The organism is Staphylococcus kloosii (assembly GCF_003019255.1).
Classification (GTDB): Bacteria; Bacillota; Bacilli; order Staphylococcales; family Staphylococcaceae; genus Staphylococcus; species Staphylococcus kloosii.
In genome coordinates, this window is sequence record NZ_CP027846.1 from 1,062,014 (window position 1) to 1,080,199 (window position 18,186).

At 33.0% G+C, this 18,186-nt stretch carries 15 protein-coding genes and 6 tRNA genes; 14 read left to right on the forward strand and 7 right to left on the reverse strand.

Annotated elements, in window-relative coordinates; translation table 11 throughout:
* Window positions 1–6: 6 nt before the first annotated feature.
* The 10 genes from C7J89_RS05130 (at window position 7) to glmM (ending at window position 4,986) form a co-directional block, all read left to right on the forward strand.
* A tRNA-Asn gene (locus C7J89_RS05130) sits at window positions 7–81 on the forward strand.
* 3 nt (window positions 82–84) lie between these two features.
* Window positions 85–156 (forward strand) — tRNA-Glu (locus tag C7J89_RS05135).
* A gap of 9 nt (window positions 157–165) precedes the next feature.
* Window positions 166–241 (forward strand) — tRNA-Val (locus tag C7J89_RS05140).
* Between the two features lie 17 nt (window positions 242–258).
* Window positions 259–342, forward strand: a tRNA-Tyr gene (locus C7J89_RS05145).
* Window positions 343–346: 4 nt separating this feature from the next.
* Window positions 347–421 (forward strand) — tRNA-Gln (locus tag C7J89_RS05150).
* 5 nt (window positions 422–426) lie between these two features.
* Window positions 427–499: transfer RNA gene (locus C7J89_RS05155), tRNA-Lys, on the forward strand.
* Window positions 500–723: 224 nt separating this feature from the next.
* Window positions 724–1,626 carry an arginase gene (gene rocF, locus C7J89_RS05160; protein ID WP_103296040.1) on the forward strand — a complete coding sequence of 301 codons (903 nt, stop codon included), beginning with the start codon at window positions 724–726 and terminating at the stop codon, window positions 1,624–1,626.
* 233 nt (window positions 1,627–1,859) lie between these two features.
* Window positions 1,860–2,666: a diadenylate cyclase CdaA gene (cdaA, locus tag C7J89_RS05165; protein ID WP_048792789.1), complete on the forward strand. Its 807-nt coding sequence runs from the start codon at window positions 1,860–1,862 to the stop codon at window positions 2,664–2,666.
* Between the two features lies 1 nt (window position 2,667).
* Window positions 2,668–3,600: a CdaR family protein gene (locus C7J89_RS05170; RefSeq protein ID WP_103296039.1), complete on the forward strand. Its 933-nt coding sequence runs from the start codon at window positions 2,668–2,670 to the stop codon at window positions 3,598–3,600.
* A 30-nt stretch (window positions 3,601–3,630) separates the two neighbouring features.
* Window positions 3,631–4,986 (forward strand): phosphoglucosamine mutase, encoded by a 1,356-nt coding sequence (gene glmM, locus C7J89_RS05175; protein ID WP_061855746.1) that lies wholly within the window; start codon window positions 3,631–3,633, stop codon window positions 4,984–4,986.
* 45 nt (window positions 4,987–5,031) lie between these two features.
* On the opposite strand, the gene C7J89_RS05180 is transcribed toward glmM, so the two are convergent.
* From C7J89_RS05180 to C7J89_RS05195, 4 genes are read right to left on the reverse strand one after another with little or no spacing between them, the layout of a single operon-like run.
* On the reverse strand, window positions 5,032–6,135 hold the full coding sequence (locus C7J89_RS05180; protein WP_103296038.1) for a mannitol-1-phosphate 5-dehydrogenase: 1,104 nt from the start codon (window positions 6,133–6,135) through the stop codon (window positions 5,032–5,034).
* Window positions 6,135–6,569: a PTS mannitol transporter subunit IIA gene (locus C7J89_RS05185; protein WP_061855744.1), complete on the reverse strand. Its 435-nt coding sequence runs from the start codon at window positions 6,567–6,569 to the stop codon at window positions 6,135–6,137. Before C7J89_RS05185 ends, C7J89_RS05180 begins: the two co-directional genes overlap by 1 nt.
* Window positions 6,562–8,616 (reverse strand): BglG family transcription antiterminator, encoded by a 2,055-nt coding sequence (locus C7J89_RS05190; RefSeq protein WP_103296037.1) that lies wholly within the window; start codon window positions 8,614–8,616, stop codon window positions 6,562–6,564. Before C7J89_RS05190 ends, C7J89_RS05185 begins: the two co-directional genes overlap by 8 nt.
* A 32-nt stretch (window positions 8,617–8,648) precedes the next feature.
* On the reverse strand, window positions 8,649–10,178 hold the full coding sequence (locus C7J89_RS05195; RefSeq protein ID WP_103296036.1) for a PTS mannitol transporter subunit IIBC: 1,530 nt from the start codon (window positions 10,176–10,178) through the stop codon (window positions 8,649–8,651).
* A 614-nt stretch (window positions 10,179–10,792) separates the two neighbouring features.
* On the opposite strand from C7J89_RS05195, the gene glmS reads away from it, so the two are divergent.
* From glmS to C7J89_RS05210, 3 genes are all read left to right on the forward strand, one after another.
* Window positions 10,793–12,598 carry a glutamine--fructose-6-phosphate transaminase (isomerizing) gene (gene glmS / locus C7J89_RS05200; protein ID WP_103296034.1) on the forward strand — a complete coding sequence of 602 codons (1,806 nt, stop codon included), beginning with the start codon at window positions 10,793–10,795 and terminating at the stop codon, window positions 12,596–12,598.
* 449 nt (window positions 12,599–13,047) lie between these two features.
* A complete protein-coding gene (locus C7J89_RS05205; protein WP_103295627.1) occupies window positions 13,048–13,830 on the forward strand; it encodes an ABC transporter ATP-binding protein in 783 nt (260 codons plus the stop codon).
* 44 nt (window positions 13,831–13,874) lie between these two features.
* Window positions 13,875–14,729, forward strand: coding sequence for an HAD family hydrolase (locus C7J89_RS05210; protein ID WP_103295611.1), 855 nt, complete (start codon window positions 13,875–13,877; stop codon window positions 14,727–14,729).
* An 83-nt stretch (window positions 14,730–14,812) separates the two neighbouring features.
* Here the strand turns inward: C7J89_RS05210 and C7J89_RS05215 are convergent, their stop codons facing one another.
* The gene (locus C7J89_RS05215; RefSeq protein ID WP_103295612.1) at window positions 14,813–15,952 is read right to left on the reverse strand and encodes a hypothetical protein; all 1,140 of its coding nucleotides are present in this window, start codon (window positions 15,950–15,952) and stop codon (window positions 14,813–14,815) included.
* A gap of 131 nt (window positions 15,953–16,083) precedes the next feature.
* Here C7J89_RS05215 and C7J89_RS05220 point away from each other — a divergent pair, with 131 nt between their 5' ends.
* Entirely contained in the window at window positions 16,084–16,815 is a 732-nt protein-coding gene (locus tag C7J89_RS05220; protein WP_103295613.1) for a metallophosphoesterase family protein, read from the forward strand.
* A gap of 85 nt (window positions 16,816–16,900) precedes the next feature.
* On the opposite strand, the gene czrB is transcribed toward C7J89_RS05220, so the two are convergent.
* Window positions 16,901–17,848, reverse strand: a complete 948-nt coding sequence (czrB, locus tag C7J89_RS05225; RefSeq protein WP_103295614.1) for a CDF family zinc efflux transporter CzrB — start codon at window positions 17,846–17,848, stop codon at window positions 16,901–16,903.
* A gap of 20 nt (window positions 17,849–17,868) precedes the next feature.
* Window positions 17,869–18,171: an ArsR/SmtB family transcription factor gene (locus tag C7J89_RS05230; RefSeq protein WP_061855736.1), complete on the reverse strand. Its 303-nt coding sequence runs from the start codon at window positions 18,169–18,171 to the stop codon at window positions 17,869–17,871.
* Between the last annotated feature and the right edge of the window lie 15 nt (window positions 18,172–18,186).

Genomic DNA, 18,186 nt, shown 5'->3' on the forward strand with positions numbered 1-18,186 from the left:
TATTATTCCACAGTAGCTCAGTGGTAGAGCTATCGGCTGTTAACCGATCGGTCGTAGGTTCGAGTCCTACCTGTGGAGCCATATGGCCCCGTGGTCAAGCGGTTAAGACACCGCCCTTTCACGGCGGTAACACGGGTTCGAGTCCCGTCGGGGTCATTACATATTGGAGAATTAGCTCAGCTGGGAGAGCATCTGCCTTACAAGCAGAGGGTCGGCGGTTCGAACCCGTCATTCTCCACCATTTATTTTAATAAGCGCGGAGGGGTAGCGAAGTGGCTAAACGCGGCGGACTGTAAATCCGCTCCTTCGGGTTCGGCAGTTCGAATCTGCCCCCCTCCACCATTGTTGGGCTATAGCCAAGCGGTAAGGCAACGGACTTTGACTCCGTCACGCGCTGGTTCGAATCCAGCTAGCCCAGCCATTTTTGAGCCATTAGCTCAGTTGGTAGAGCATCTGACTTTTAATCAGAGGGTCAGAGGTTCGAATCCTCTATGGCTCACTTGTAAAACACTTCTTCGGAAGTGTTTTTTTTATGAATTTTTTTATACATATTCAAGCATCATTTATGCAAAATATAAGGTAATAATGAATGTTCAAACGTTTTAATGTTTTTATATGTAAGACACCCCAAATCCATTGCCATACAAGACTTTAGCTCACTTGAAAGTTCGAAATTAATAACGTATCCTAGTATTAAAATGAATGCAAAGGGGTTTTTGATCTATGAAAAACATTAATATTATTGGAGCACCATCGACATTTGGTCAAAGAAAATTAGGGGTAAACTTTGGCCCAGATGCTATTAGATATGCAGGTATTGTTGATCGCATTAGACGTATTGGTTATACGGTAGTAGATAAAGGTAATATCGATGTACCGGAAATCAACTTAGATAAGTTTAATTCAGAACAAGAGGGATTAAGAAATATTGATGAGATTGTTCAAGTATCTGAAAACTTGAGTAATGCAGTATCTGATAGCGTACAAAGTGGTGCTTTTCCATTAATATTAGGTGGAGATCATTCAATAGCAATTGGTTCAATTGCTGGTATTAGTAAGCATTATGAAAATTTAGGTGTGATTTGGTATGATGCACATGGTGATTTAAATGTGCCTGAAGAATCACCTTCTGGTAATATTCATGGTATGCCATTGAGAGTTTTAGCTGGAGATGGTGATGATAGATTGGTTAATGTATCCAACTATACACCTAAAGTAAAACCAGAAAACATAGTTTTAATAGGTATGAGAGATTTAGATACCGGAGAACGTGAATATATTAAAAACAATAACATTAAAACATATACAATGGCTGATATTGATAGACTTGGCATCCAACAAGTTATCAATGAATCAATAAAGCATCTTAAAGATAAGACGGATGGTATACATTTATCACTAGATGTCGATGCACTAGACCCAGCAGAAACACCAGGAACAGGCACAAGAGTTTTAGGTGGCTTGAATTACAGAGAAAGTCACTTCGCATTAGAATTATTACATAATTCTCAATTAATCACTTCTATGGATTTGGTAGAAGTTAATCCACTTATTGATCAAAATAATCATACTGCAGAACAAGCAGTTGGTCTTGTAGGTAGTTTCTTTGGCGAAACTTTACTATAAGTCATTGTTTATAATGAGTAAGACAAAAAATGAACTATGCCCAGATACATTATTTGGGCATAGGTTTTTTCTTTTACGTATAAAATTAATGAAGTTAATATATTCCTTTAACACGTAAAATAATATGCAATTTATTGTTTTTAAATTTTTAGATTTATTGAGTCATAATATGACAGTATAAAAGAAGATTGGTATAATGTTTACAGTGGGATTAGAATACCGGAGGAGATGTCATGGATTTATCCAATTTATTTGAACATTGGAGCACGGTTAAAATTATAACAAGCGTGCTTGACTTATTAATTGTATGGTATGTACTTTATCTTCTCATTACTGTGTTTAAAGGTACAAAAGCCATTCAATTATTAAAAGGAATTCTCGTAATTGTCATAGGGCAACAAATTAGTAAAATGCTAAGTTTAACAGCTACTTCACGTCTTTTTGACTTAGTTATTCAATGGGGTGTATTAGCACTCATTGTTATTTTCCAACCAGAAATACGTAGAGCTTTAGAACAATTAGGACGAGGAAGTTTATTCAAACGTTATGCGAGTAACGTTAATAGTGATGAAAATAAATTAATTTCTGCCGTGTCTAAAGCCGTTCAGTATATGGCTAAAAGACGTATTGGTGCATTGATTGTATTTGAAAAAGAGACTGGCTTACAAGACTACATAGAAACTGGTATACCAATGAACTCTAATATATCACAAGAGCTATTAACGAATGTCTTTATACCTAATACACCATTACATGATGGTGCTATGATTATCCATGATAGCAAAATTGCTAGTGCTGCATGCTATTTACCACTTTCAGATAGTGCGAAAATAGCAAAAAGCCTAGGTACGAGACATAGAGCAGCTGTAGGTATTTCAGAGGTCTCAGATGCATTTACAGTTGTTGTGTCAGAAGAAACTGGTTCAATTTCAGTTACCTTTGATGGCAAATTAAGAAAAGATATTTCTACTGAAGCATTTGAAGAACTTCTTGCAGAACATTGGTTCGGCTCACGCTTGCAAGAGAAGGGTGTGAATTAATATGTTAGAAAGTAAATGGGGGTTGCGCCTTATAGCATTAGCGTTGGCTGTTTTTTTCTTTCTATCTGCAAATAATGTTTTTGGAAATATGTTTAATGCAGATAAATTTAGTCAAAAGAGTACAGAGACTATTGAAAGTGTACCAGTCGAAACTAAATATGATAACCATAAACTTTATGCTAACAACGTGCCTGATAAAGTGGATGTAGATATTTCGGGTCCACAATCACAAGTTTTAAAGGCAGAAAATGGTCAAAATATTAAAGTAACACTTGATTTAGCCGGTGCTAAAGCTGGGAAGCATACAGTACAATACAAGGTTAGTGGTTTAAGTAAAGATATAGACTACAAAGTTAAACCAAAAGAGACAACTGTTAAGCTTGAAGAAAAAGTTACAAAAGAGATGAAAGTTGATCCTGATGTAAGTACTGATAACATCGATGCAGATTATAAGATTGCTGACCAAAGCGTGTCACCTGAAAAAGTTAAAGTCACAGGCGGACAAAGTCAAATTGATAAGATTGCTTATTTAAAAGCACATTACAAAAACAAGAGCAAAATCGATAAAGATACAACAGATTTAGCGAATATTACAGCTTTTGATAGAAACTTAAATAAATTAAATGTTTCAATACGACCTAACGATGTCAATTTAACGACTAAGGTTGAGCCATATAGCAAAAAGGTTAAAGTAAAAACAAAAACTACTGGAAGCTTAGCTAATGGTAAAGATTTAGATAATATTAAATTGGATAAAGATGAAGTTGAAATTTATGGTAATAGAGAAGACTTACAAGACATTGATTCTATCACTGGAGAAGTCAATTTAGATAATATTTCAGACGACACAGATAGAGATGTTAGTTTTAAATTACCTAAAAATGTATCCAAAGTTCAACCAGATAATACAACCGCAAAAATTACAGTTAAATAATAGGAATAAAGAGCAAAAGGAGATATTATAATGGCAAAATATTTTGGTACAGATGGAGTTAGAGGTGTAGCAAATAAAGAATTAACACCTGAACTTGCATTTAAACTAGGTCGTTATGGTGGCTATGTATTAGCACACAATAAAGGACAAAAACATCCTAAAGTTTTAGTAGGTAGAGATACTAGAGTTTCTGGAGAAATGTTAGAAGCAGCACTTATCGCTGGCTTAACATCAATTGGCGCAGAGGTTATGCGTTTAGGTGTTATTTCAACGCCTGGTGTAGCTTATTTAACACGTGAAATGGAAGCAAGCTTAGGCGTAATGATTTCTGCTTCACATAACCCTGTTGCAGATAATGGAATAAAATTCTTTGGCTCAGATGGTTTCAAATTATCTGACGATCAAGAAAACGAAATTGAACAACTTTTGGATCAAGAAAACCCTGATTTACCAAGACCAGTAGGGGAAGACATTGTCCATTGTTCTGATTACTTTGAAGGCTCACAAAAATATATTAGTTACTTAAAATCAACAGTAGATGTTGATTTAGATGGTATGAAAATTGCACTTGATGGTGCCAATGGTTCAACATCTTCACTTGCACCATTCCTATTCGGTGATTTAGAAGCTACTACAGTAACAGTAGGTTGTAACCCGGATGGATATAATATTAACGAAGGTGTAGGATCTACACACCCTGAAACACTTAGTAAGACAGTTGTTGAATCTGAAGCTGACTTTGGTCTAGCTTTTGATGGTGACGGTGACCGTCTTATCGCAGTTGATGAAGAAGGTAACATCGTAGACGGCGACCAAATTATGTTTATTATTGGTCAAGCAATGGCTAAAAACCACGAATTGAATAATAATATGATTGTATCTACAGTTATGAGTAATTTAGGTTTTTATAAGGCTTTAGAAAATGAAGGTATCCAGTCTAACAAAACTAAAGTGGGCGACCGTTATGTAGTAGAAGAGATGAGAAGAGGTAATTACAATCTTGGTGGTGAACAATCAGGTCATATTGTACTAATGGATTACAATACTACTGGTGATGGTTTATTAACAGGTGTACAATTAGCTTCTATCATTAAAATGACAGGTAAAAAACTTAGCCAATTAGCGGCTCAAATGAAAAAATACCCACAATCATTAGTTAACGTACGTGTAACAGATAAATATCGAGTTGAAGAAAATATCGATGTTCAAGAAGTTATGACAAGAGTTGAAGTAGAGATGAATGGTGAAGGTCGTATCTTAGTTAGACCTTCAGGTACAGAACCTCTTGTACGTGTTATGGTTGAAGCGGCAACAGATGAGGATGCGCAACGTTTTGCCCAAACTATCGCTGATGTTGTAGAAGATAAAATGGGTTTAGATAAATAAATATTAAAAAAAGGAACGACGATTAAATTCGTCGTTCCTTTTTTATTACAGTACGTTGTATGCTGCAACGATTTCTGATGTTAATGTGTCATCAGTTTTTGCATAATCTTGTAAGAACTTAGCGACACCATTTTGTGCAATGTAGTCATTTTTTTCAACCGTTTCTTGGTCATTGTTATCATCATATTTTAACAATAACGCTGCTAATTTTACTAAAGCGTCATGTTTTAAATTGTTTTGATATAGATAATTTAATGGCTTCATTATTCTATCTTGAGGTCCTATTTTACGAACAGTACCACGACCAACACGTGTTACGCCATCTGATAAATTAGGATTTTCAAAGCGTTCTATAATTTTATCTGCGTATTGTGCTTGTTGTTGTTCAGTAAAATTGAATTCTTTAGTAATATAAGCGCTTGTTTCGGCTAATACAGCACGTAATCCGTCTTTTACATTAGCATCTTTTACTGCATCTAATATAGTTGGTAGTTGATGATATCTACCTGCATAAGCAAGATATGCATGTCCCGTATTAACAGTTAATAGTTTACGTTCTATATAAGGTGTTAAATCATCAACATATTTAATATGATCTAACTCAGGACCGTACCATGCGTCTTTTTCTACAACCCATTCAAAGAATGGTTCTACAATTACATCTAAGATATTGTCGTTTGATTGGATTGGAACTATACGATCGACAGCTGAGTTAGCAAAGTGAATGTGTTCACCTAATGGTCCAGTAATATCTAAGATAGCTTTTTTAAGAGTATTTGTTGCCATAATCGCGTTTTCACACGCAACGATATTTACTGGTGTTTCCTTTTCTTTTAAATAAGGAGCAAATGATTTAGCAATGATAGGTAAGATATTCACACCAACTGCTGTAGTGATTAAATCTGCTTCTAAAACTGCTTGTTTTAATGCTTCAGAAGGCTCACCAGAATATAAAGCGTCAACATTATGAACTCTTGTAGTAGTGTGGTCTTGATCAGCTAAAATAACATCATATTCTTGTTCTTGATCTAGCGCATTGATGATTTCATTGTTAACATCTGCAAAAGTTACTTTTATATTATTATCAGCTAAAATATATCCTATAAAGCCTCTACCAATGTTACCAGCACCGAAATGAAGAGCTTTCATTATGCTTCAGCCTCCTCAAATACTTGTTTGATTTCTTCAGCAGATTTAGCATTAACAATACGGTCTACGTTTTCTTCTTCACTAAATGTGATAGCGATTTTAGATAATAACTCTAAATGTTCACCATCTTTACCAGCGATACCTACTACGACTTTAACTTCTTCGCCATCCCAATCAATGCCTTCAGGGATTTGTAATAATGTTAAACCAGATTGTAAAACACTTGTTTTAGCTTCGTCTGTACCATGTGGTATAGCTAAACCGTTACCCATAAATGTAGATACTACGTCTTCACGGTCTTTCATTGCTTGAATATAATCTTCAGTTACAGCTCCAGCAGATACTAGGGCATTGCCAGCTTTTTCAATTGCTTCGTCTCTTGTGCTAACAGTTGCGTTAATAAATATGTTTTCGTTACTAAATAATTCAGTCATGTGTATTCACTCCATTTTGTAATTTTTTTTGTAATTGTTGAAGATAACTTTGTTTCAAAATATTTATAAGTTGTTCTGGTTGTGACATTAAGTCACTTAAATTATCAAGATGATTTACTAATTCGCTTGAAAAGTTACTTACAATGCGAGCGGGAATTTCATCTTCAGGAACAAATATACTTAATAAATATTGAATGTAATGTTGGTCATTTTGATCATTCATAAAGTTGATTGGCTCATTTAATATAGATACTAAAATGATTGGTTTTAAAATCATTTCATGCTTTAAATGAGGTAGTGCTAGAGGATATGGCTCTAAAATAAAATTTTGATCCAATGCACGTTGATGAATTAAATCAGCGAATGACTTTTTACTTTGTATTACTTTGTGCTCATATAAAAATTTCGTTAAATATTTAGTCCAATTTTTAGTCTCTGTATAGTCAATATAAACCGAATCAATAAGCTCTAAACCTTTACGCATATAATTTAAAAGAGCTTCTTGATTATTTGAATCAATAGGCCAAGGTTGGTGAGCAAGATTAGCCATGTTCTTTTGTGGTCTAGTAACGTTAATAAAAGCAGATACATGATTAATATCTGTGTCAGGTAATAATGGATTCACAGTGATATAAGGTACAGTTATATCTAAATCGACGGTCGATATAATCGCGTCATAATTGTTAAAATTAATATTGGTTAACTCACCGACAGATGCTTGTGTTGTATCCGTAATTTTACTGAATATTTGTTGTAATCTCGTTGCTAGTATTTGACTCGTCCCGATACCACTACTACATACGACGAGCGCATGAAAAGTAGCTTCGTTTTCCCTTTGAATAGCACCGCCAAAATGCAACACAATAAAACCGATTTCGCTGTCTGGAAAGGCAAAATTTGGCCAAACTTGACGTAAGCTATTACTGACTGTATCGAATAATACAGGATAGTCTTGTTTAATCATTTCTGTTAAAGGATTATAAGTTTCAATATTTGCATTTAATCTATTAATCGCTGGGATGATATGAAGTTTTAAACCTTCACTTAATGCCTCTCTATTATTAAAAGACATTTGTGTTGATTGACTTACTAAATTAATAAAGTAATCAATGCGTTTTAATTCGTCCTTATCATCTTTAAATATTTCTTCTGAATCTTTACGTTTTGCGCCACGCAAATGAATCGTTATAAAGGCAATTTCTGCTTGGTTAAACTGCACGCCATAAATATGTTCTAAATGATGACTTAACGCAGTAGCTATTTCATGCTCATACGTGTCTTTAACATCATTGTAAACATCATCATTTAAAGTTACATATTCACCCTTAAGCATGCGTTCTATACTCAATACGATATGCACCGTTAATGTTAAATAACTTGATTCTGTTAAAGAATAGGGCAAACGATCTAAATGATCCATTAAAATACGTTCAACTTGGAATATTTTATCCATATCTACCATAGATAGTTGATTTTGATTAATAGATTGATAGACAAAATGGTTTTCGATAACAGAATAAACACTTGTACTATTAAGATTATTTACCATAAGTTGACTTAATAATTCACGTTTTTTAGATTCGGTGCCTTCTAAGTGCACACCTTCACCGCGTTTTTTGAGTAACGTTAATTGGTAATTTTGAAGTTCTTGTGATAATTCATCTAACAGTTTTGTTAAAGTTTGAATTGAAACACCGATTTCTTGGGCTAAACTATATTGTTTGATTGGTTTATCACTTTGGATTAACGCATACAAAATAATAACTTTTTGTTCTTCTTGAGATAGGTCAACAGTAGTTTGTTGGTATAAATAGTTTTTCAAATCATCAATTTGTTGCTTATTGCCTTCTAATTGAATCCCTTTTTTAGTAACTCGACTTAACGATAAACCAAATTGATGTAGGGAAGATTCAACAGATTTTAATTCCCTATGAATAGTACGAGAGGATACAGCTAAGCTTTGAGCAATATCATAAATAGTGACATATTGACCGTAATATTTAATTAACATGTCAATAATATCTTTTTCACGTGTACTCAATAACATAGTCGTATCCTCCAGTAGGTTACATAATTAAATTAGTTTTGTTCACTTTTAAGATTTTCTAATAATTCATCATATCTTGGTGAATTTAAGAAGTTATCAACTGAGATATGAATTGCTTTAGGCACTTGTTTAATTGCACGATCAGTAAGTTTCTTCTGAGTGATTACAAGTTGAGCATCGTTAGGTAATTGATTGATAGCTGTATTTGTGACGTCAACGTCTTGAATACCTGCTTTTTTGAATTTATTACGTAACATACTTGCACCCATTGCACTTGAACCCATACCTGCGTCACAGGCAAAGATAACATGGTTAACTTTACTGTAGTCATGGGCATCGACATTCTCAGTATCATAGTTATCTAATAAATCTTCTTCTGAGTCTGTTTCATTGTTATCTTCAGCAGCAGTTGCTGTAGTAGCACCTTCACTTCCACCTTGTGATAATTTAGAAGAGACACTAGATTTTTTACCTTTAGTTTGTTCCATTTGTGCTGTAGCACTTTCTAAATCTTGTTTAGGTTCTTTTGTAAATCTTAGTATTAATGATGATACTACAAAAGATACTAATGCTGCTAAGAATACGCCTAGTAGCATGTGTAGAAGTTCACCCTTAGGTGCATTTAATACATATACAATAAAGGAACCTGGTGATGCCGGACTCTTGAATCCGAAGTCTAACATTGAGAATGTTGCAACACCTGTCATACCACCTAAAATAACTGCGACGAATAATAAAGGACGCATTAAAACATATGGGAAATAAATTTCGTGAATACCACCAAGGAAGTGGATAATACCAGCACCATATGAAGTTGCTTTTGCAGTACCTTTACCAAAAATCATATAGGCAACTAACACACCAAGACCTGGTCCAGGGTTTGATTCGATTGTGTATAAAATTGATTGACCAGCATGTGCTGATTGTTCTGCACCAAGTGGTGTAAATACACCGTGGTTGATCGCATTATTTAAGAACACGATTTTAGCTGGTTCTACAATAATACTAACGATTGGTAATAAGTGAGCATGTACTAAAAATTCTACTGCCACTGATAAAATATGCATGATGAATTTCATGATAGGAGCTAATAACTCAAATCCTAAAATTGTCATAATAAAGCCTAGAATACCTGCAGAGAAGTTATTGAATAACATTTCAAAACCTTGTGGCGTTCTAGGTTGAATAAATTCATCCGTTTTCTTCATTAACCAACCAACTAATGGTCCCATAATCATAGCACCTAATAACATTGGAGTATCAGGTAAAGCTACGATAACACCCATTGTGGCAACGGCAGCTATAATACCTCCACGCATTTCATGGATTAAACGGCCACCACTATATGCAATAAGTAATGGGATTAAATAAGTAATCATTGGACCTGCTAATTGTGATAGGTCTTTATTTGGGAACCAACCGTTATCGATAAAGATTGCGGCGATAAATCCCCAAGCGATAAAAGCACCGATATTCGGCATGATCATACTACTTAGAAAAGATCCAAATGCTTGAACTTTACGGCCAATACCTTTTTTCTCTTCAGCTTGAGCTTGTGACATAAATTGCACCTCTTTTTTTATTTATTTGTTACTTTCATTGTAAGTGTTTTCAGTTATATAGCCAATATTTACTAAAAGTGAATTTGTCACAGAATTAATGACAACGATGAAAGAGAGATGGCCGTAGAGGTTATATGAAAATAATATTAAAATTATTAAAAATAACTTGTTTTATTGTTTATAAATAATTTGCAATAGAAGTTAAAAACGTTGTACAATGGTTATTAATGACGAAAGGAGGACAGTACAAAGCAAATTTAATAAAAGCGCCTGTACAAGTGATGAAATGCATTGTTGACTACTTAAAATTTATAACAGAAATTTTAACAGACGATAAATTGAAGCTTGTAGACGAGGAGGATAGTTATCGATTATTCGGCGGATGCTATCCCGGATGTGGCCCATCCGATATCTTATTAAGTAAAACATTAGGGTAACCTAGTGCACAAAGTTAATAAGTTAGCCTTCGATATTTATTTAAAAAAATTATTATGTGCAAAGGGATATTTCTGTGCTTTTTTAACGATTATTACGTCAAATAAGCTTTATTTACGTATGTTTTTCTTTAACAAAACAGAATATCTAGCACAAACAACATTGGAGGAAATTTTAAAATGTGCGGAATAGTAGGATATATTGGTTATGACAATGCAAAAGAATTATTATTAGAAGGTTTAGAAAAATTAGAGTACCGTGGTTATGATTCTGCAGGTATTGCAGTAGTAAATGAAGAAGGTACAACAGTATTTAAAGAAAAAGGTCGTATTGCTGAATTAAGAAAAGTTGCAGACAGCGAAGATACTGATGGTAACGTTGGTATTGGACATACGCGTTGGGCAACTCACGGAGTACCAAACCACGAAAATTCACACCCTCATCAATCAAGTACTAAACGTTTTACTTTAGTACATAACGGTGTAATCGAAAACTATGAAGAATTACGTAATGAATACTTATCAAATGTTACATTCTTATCAGATACTGACACAGAAATTATTGTGCAATTAGTTGAACATTTTTCAAATGAAGGTTTAGCAACTGAAGAAGCATTTAGTAAAGTTGTTTCATTATTAGAAGGTTCTTATGCTCTTGGATTAATTGATAGCCATGACAGAGATACTATCTTTGTTGCTAAAAATAAATCACCATTACTAATTGGTGTAGGTGATAACTTTAATGTAATAGCTTCTGATGCTTTAGCTATGATTTCAGTTACTAACCAATATAAAGAGATTCACGACCATGAAATTGTTATTGTGAAACGTGATAGTGTAACAATTAAAGATACTGACGGTAATGTACAAGAAAGAGATGCTTATACAGCACAAATCGATGCATCTGATGCTGAAAAAGGTGTTTACGATCATTACATGTTAAAAGAAATACATGAACAACCAGCAGTTATGCGTCGTATTATTCAAGAATATCAAGATGATAATGGTGAATTAAAAGTTGATAAAGAAATTGTTAAAGACGTTTCTGAAGCGGACCGTATTTATATCATAGCGGCAGGTACTAGTTACCACGCAGGTTTAGTAGGTAAAGAATTTATCGAAAAATGGGCAGGTGTACCTACAGAAGTACATGTTGCATCAGAATTCGTTTATAATATGCCGTTATTATCTAAAAAACCATTGTTTATCTATATTTCACAATCAGGTGAAACAGCAGATAGCCGTGCCGTATTAGTAGAAACTAATAAGTTAGGTCATAAGTCCCTAACAATTACGAACGTACCCGGATCAACTTTATCACGTGAAGCAAACCATACATTGTTACTTCATGCAGGTCCAGAAATTGCAGTAGCATCTACTAAAGCATATACAGCACAAATCGCAGTATTATCAATCTTATCTCAAATTGTAGCTAAAGAACATGGTATTACGACGAATATAGATTTATTACGTGAATTAGCTAAAGTAACGACAGCTATTGAAGCAGTTGTTGATGATGCAGATGTTATGGAACAAATTGCTACAGATTACTTAAGAACTACACGCAATGCATTCTTTATTGGTCGTACAATTGACTACAATGTAAGTTTAGAAGGCGCTTTAAAACTTAAAGAAATTTCTTACATCCAAGCAGAAGGTTTTGCTGGTGGGGAATTAAAACATGGTACTATTGCGCTTATCGAAGATGGTACACCTGTTGTAGCGTTAGCAACGCAAGAAAATGTTAACTTATCTATCCGTGGTAATGTTAAAGAAGTTGTAGCACGTGGCGCTAACCCATGTATCATTTCTATGGATGGCTTAAATAAAGATGGTGACACTTATGTGATTCCACCTGTTCACGAACTATTAACGCCATTAGTGTCTGTAGTAGCATTACAACTTATTTCTTATTATGCAGCATTGCATAGAGATTTAGACGTAGATAAACCACGTAACTTAGCAAAATCAGTTACAGTTGAATAATTAACCAAATAAAGGCTGAAGCATATCCTATGATGTGTTTCAGCCTTTATTAATATGTAAGTAAAATCATGAATTAATAGATATTATTATCGAAAGTTTGAGTAACGTTTTGTTAATTGTGTATAAAAATATTTGATATTATAAAATACACTTTTTTTCTTCTTCAAATTAATGCTAAAATTAAAATATAAAAAGGAACTATAACGTTTAAATTTATATTTTATTCTGACTAAAAAAGTTTAATATATTTATAAACAAGGATTGTCTTTAACATATATTTCTTTAAAAAGTAAATTAAAGAAATTTCATGAACTATAGTGAATGCTTTTATTTATAAATGAAGCATAAGTTTTTGGATTTAAATGTTTGTCATGTAAGGTAAATTTAAACAATTAAATATGACGGCAATTTTTCAGTTTAAAGAGGGACAATACAAAGGTGGAATAATGGTGTTAATAGAATTAAGTCATGTAGCGCGCAAAAAACAAGGTAAAACAATTTTAAAAGACATTAATTGGCAAATTAATGAAGGTGAGCGTTGGATGCTCTACGGGTTGAATGGGGCAGGTAAAACGACACTATTGAATATTTTGAATGCTTATGAACCAAATACTGCTGGTCAACTTACTTTATTTGGGATGCAACCAGGTAAGAAAGGATATTCTGCAGATAATGTAAGACATCAAATCGGTTTTGTATCTAATAGTTTGATGGATCGTTTTCAAGATGGGGAAGTCGTATTAGATGTAGTAATTAGTGGCGCTTTTAAATCTATAGGTGTGTTCCAACAAGTTACAGAAGAACAACGCAAAACGGCTAAAAAATTATTAAAGCAACTAAATATGAGCCAATTTGAAAATCAATATTATGGTTATTTATCTACTGGTGAAAGACAACGTGTACTTATAGCTAGAGCTTTAATGGACAAACCTAAATTGTTAATATTAGATGAACCTGCCTCTGGTCTAGATTTTATATCTCGAGAAGAAGTACTACAATCATTAGAACAAATGTACATTGATAATCCAAAATTAGCCGTCATTTATGTGACACATTTTGTTGAAGAAATTACTCAAAATATAGATTATGGCTTTTTACTAAAAGACGGTCAATGTTACAAAAGTGGGCCTATCAGTACTATATTAACGAGTGAAATGCTGTCTGATTTCTTTAATAAGCAAGTGCAAGTGGCATATCAAAACAATCGATACGCATTATTTTTGAATGAATAATTCAAGTAGAATTAACTTATTAAATAGTTGGAGGAAAATAAAGTATGAATGATGTTAAAGCAATATTTTTAGATATGGATGGTACAATTTTACATAAAAACAACTTAGTAAGTGAACAAAGTGCTACAATTATTAGTAATTTAAGAGAAGCGGGTTATAAAGTGTTTTTAGCGACTGGAAGATCACATGACGAAATAAAATATCTTGTACCAAAAAACTTTGAGGTAGATGGTATTATAAGCTCTAATGGTACGTTAGGCGTAGTACATAATGAAGTTGTTTTTCAACATAGTTTATCATTAAGCAGTGTTAAAGAAATCGTAAGCCGAGCACAAGAACAACATATATACTATGAAGTTTTTCCTTTCGAAGAACAACGTGCAATTTTAAAAGAAGATTATGAATGGACTACCGCAATGCTTCAAGGAGACACACCACCCGGTAATGTTGGTGAAAGCGAATGGTCTTCAAGAAAAGATGCTTTGGCACATAAAGTGAATTGGGTTCCTACGATTGATTTTAATAGTTTTGCAAAGATATATTTATTTGCCACTGATTATGATGCAATTACGCAGTTTAGAGCACAACTCGTCGAAGATCAGGAAGAGTTAAAAATTACCGTGTCGAATTCCTCTCGTTATAATGCAGAAACAATGGCATATCATGTTGATAAAGGAACGGGCATTAAAGAAATGATTGAACATTTTGGTATACAGCAACATGAAACTTTAGTAATAGGCGATAGTGATAATGATAGAGCAATGTTTAGTTTTGGTCATTATACAGTTGCAATGAAGAATGCACGACCAGAAATTCAAGCACTTGCACAAGACGTAACGTTCTTAACAAATGAAGAAGATGGAGCGGCTTTATACTTAAAAGATAAATTTTTAGTTTAATATTATTACTAGTAAAAAAGCCGTTAAACTTAAATTGCGACATACAAAAACCTGCAAAGTATTCACTTTGCAGGTTTTTATTATTAATCTTTGTTATTAAAGTTTTCTTTTAAATCAGATGCTTTGTCTGAAGTTTTATTAGAAACATTATCAGAAGCATCATTAAATTTATCTTGTGCTTGATCTGTTACATTTGATTGAGCTTGATTAGATTGTTCTTTAACTTTTGATTGCGTATTATTTGCTTTATCTTTTACATTATTTGCAGTAGCAGAAAATGCATTAGCTTGTTTGTTTTTTGCGTTGTCTTTTTTAGAAGACGCTATTCTTTCACCATTAACATGATGATATTGAATAATTGCTAATAAGTTGATGTAATAAATAAATAGTCGAACAATTACTACGATAATAGAAAGGGCATAAACAATCACAGTTGCTACGTTTTGAGACATGTTACCTGTAAAGATATTAACAAGTTGACTTACAGGGTTAGCTAATAAAATAACGATTAAGTTTAATAATAATATGCCAAGGTAAAGTTTGAACCATGTTTTATGGCCATTTTTAATTTTACTAAATCCTTGTTTTACTGATTGTAAGACGCCAGCTTTTGGATCTTTTGTAAACGATAATGTGTAATTAACAATCATGATTACAAATAACCAATAAATTAAAGATAAAATAAATACAACAAGTGTTGCTGCTACGATTTGTATTGTTAATGAAATTCCTAAAGCATGTGAAGAACTACTAATTGAGTTTTGAATAGCTCCAAAACCTTTTAAAATTAGGAAATTCAATAATTTACCAATAAATAAATTTAAAATCATTAATACTATGAAAAATACTAAAGTAATTAATGCCATAACTATTGATTTTAAGTATTTGCCTTTAGTAAAAGTAGAGAATATATTACTGAATTTAATTTTATCTTGTGATATTGCTTTATCTATAGTGAAAATCACGCCCGAAGCTAATGGATAAACGACAAATAAATATACTATGATTGGTACTAATATAGCCAATATGAGCATCATTATAGCCGAACCAACAGGCTGTTGTATCGCTTGAGCCATTGCAAATTTATACAATGCAGGTTGTACTGGTAAGATGGCAACGTAAGCTAATGCCATTACAATAATGAAACCAACAATTGTAAACAATAATGTCTTTGCATTTTGTGGCTTTAAGTTTTGTATTGCTAGTTTATGATATTTAAACAAATTTTAAGCACTCCTTTTTGATGATATTAATACAATATCAAAAAAATTATAATTTTAAAATTAATAGGTAACAAATACGCTATAAAATGTTAAAATATGCTAATGACATTTCATTGAAAGGAGATATCATCATGAAATTTGCAGTTATTACAGATGTACATGGTAACTACGATGCGCTTGAAACAGTATTAGATGATATTGATCGTAGAGGTGATATCGACAAGATTTATAATTTAGGAGACAACATAGGTGTCGGTCATGAAACAAATAAGGTACTAGATGATATTTTTGATCGAGACGATATGGAAATCATTTCCGGGAACCATGACGAGGCGATAATGTCACTGGTTAATGGCACGCCATACCCAGAAGATTTAAAAGATAAATTTTATGAACATCATCAATGGATACAACAGCATTTAGACGAAGATTATTATGATAAATTAAACAACTTGCCACGTGTGATAGAGAAAACAATTTGTGGTAAGAAAGTATTGATTATCCATTATGAAATTCCTAATGATAAACTTGATGATACTATAGACTTACAACCATTTAGCCCAATAGAAACACCTACAGAAGCTAATATGAAATCTTTATTTGAAGACAAAAATGCAGATTTGATTTTATTTGGACATAACCATACAGTTCATTTATTCGATGACAAAGATAAAATATATTTTAATCCAGGTTCTGTAGGTTTAAATAATGGTCCTAATGTAGTGTATGGAATTGTAACAATTGACGAAAAAGGCATTGATATTGAGCGCGTCAAAGTAACTTATGATAATGAAGAATTTTTACGTGGTTTTGATGAAAAGCAAGTGCCTGGTAAACAACTTATTTTTGATAAATTTATCTAATTAAAATAGATAGAGGGACATAAATCCCTTTAAATATAAAAAAGCTAATCCTTATGGATTAGCTTTTTTATATTTAGTAAAGATATTAATGTGAGTGTTGAACTGAAGAACAGAGAGTATGTTCTTCATGTTTATGTTTATCTGTCTCTAATTGTATTGTCATATGATTAACATTGAGGTGATTTAATTTATCTTCTATTCTTTCAAGAAGTTGTTCACATCCTGCGACTGTCATATCTGAAGAAACAACGGCGTGACAACTTAACGCATTTAAATCATTTGAAATAGTCCATAAGTGACAATCGTGTACAGCTGATATTGCATCTTCTTCTAAAATAGTATTTATTATTGTTTCGATATTGATATTTGAAGGTGCGCCTTCCATCAATATATTTAGTGACGATTTCGTAATACCCCAACTACTTTTAATAATTAAAATAGAAACAATTATACTAGCAATTGGATCGGCAACGGTCCAACCAAATGCCCATATTAAAATCGCAGCAATAATTGCACCTAATGAGCCTAGTAAATCTCCAAGGACATGAATAAAAGCACCGCGCATATTAATGTTCTCTTTAGTATCGCCACCACTGAACATTAAAATAGCTACCACTATATTAATAACTAGACCTAGTACACTAATGATAAACATTTCTGTAGATTGTACTTCTGTTGGTTTGAAAAAGCGTTGTATCGCTTCGATAATAATGATGATACCTATTATAAATAAAGTAACTCCATTAAATAAAGCTGCTAAAATTTCGAAACGTTTATAGCCAAAGGTCTTACTTAAAGTGGCATGCTTTTCAGCATAAATAAATGCTACTAACGCCACGCCTAAAGAAACGGCGTCACTAAACATGTGCAAGCCGTCTGAAAGTAAAGCTAAACTATTAGCAACAAAACCGCCGATAATTTCAATTATCATAAAGGCAGTAATGATTATAAATGAAAATAATAATACTTTTTTATTGTTTGTATGAACGTGACCATGACTATGATCGTGGTTGTGGTCGTGATTATGCGTCATGAAAAACACCTCTTTGTGTATTAATGTGAAGCGTGATTTATGGATTGGTTAAGTATGGAAGAAACATGTGTATCATCAATTGAATAGATCATAGACTGACCATTACGATGAGCTTTTACTAAATTAGCTGTCTTTAAAATGCGCAATTGATGCGATACGTTTGACTGGCTAATATCCAATGCATGCGCAATATGACCTACACTACAATCTCCATGTGCTAGTAAGTTTACGATACGTAGCCTAGTACTATCACTTAAAGCCTTAAAGAAAGTCGTTACTGCTTCGACAGTTGTTGTTTCTAGGTCTTGAAATTGATGTGTCATAGTAAGTATCCTTTC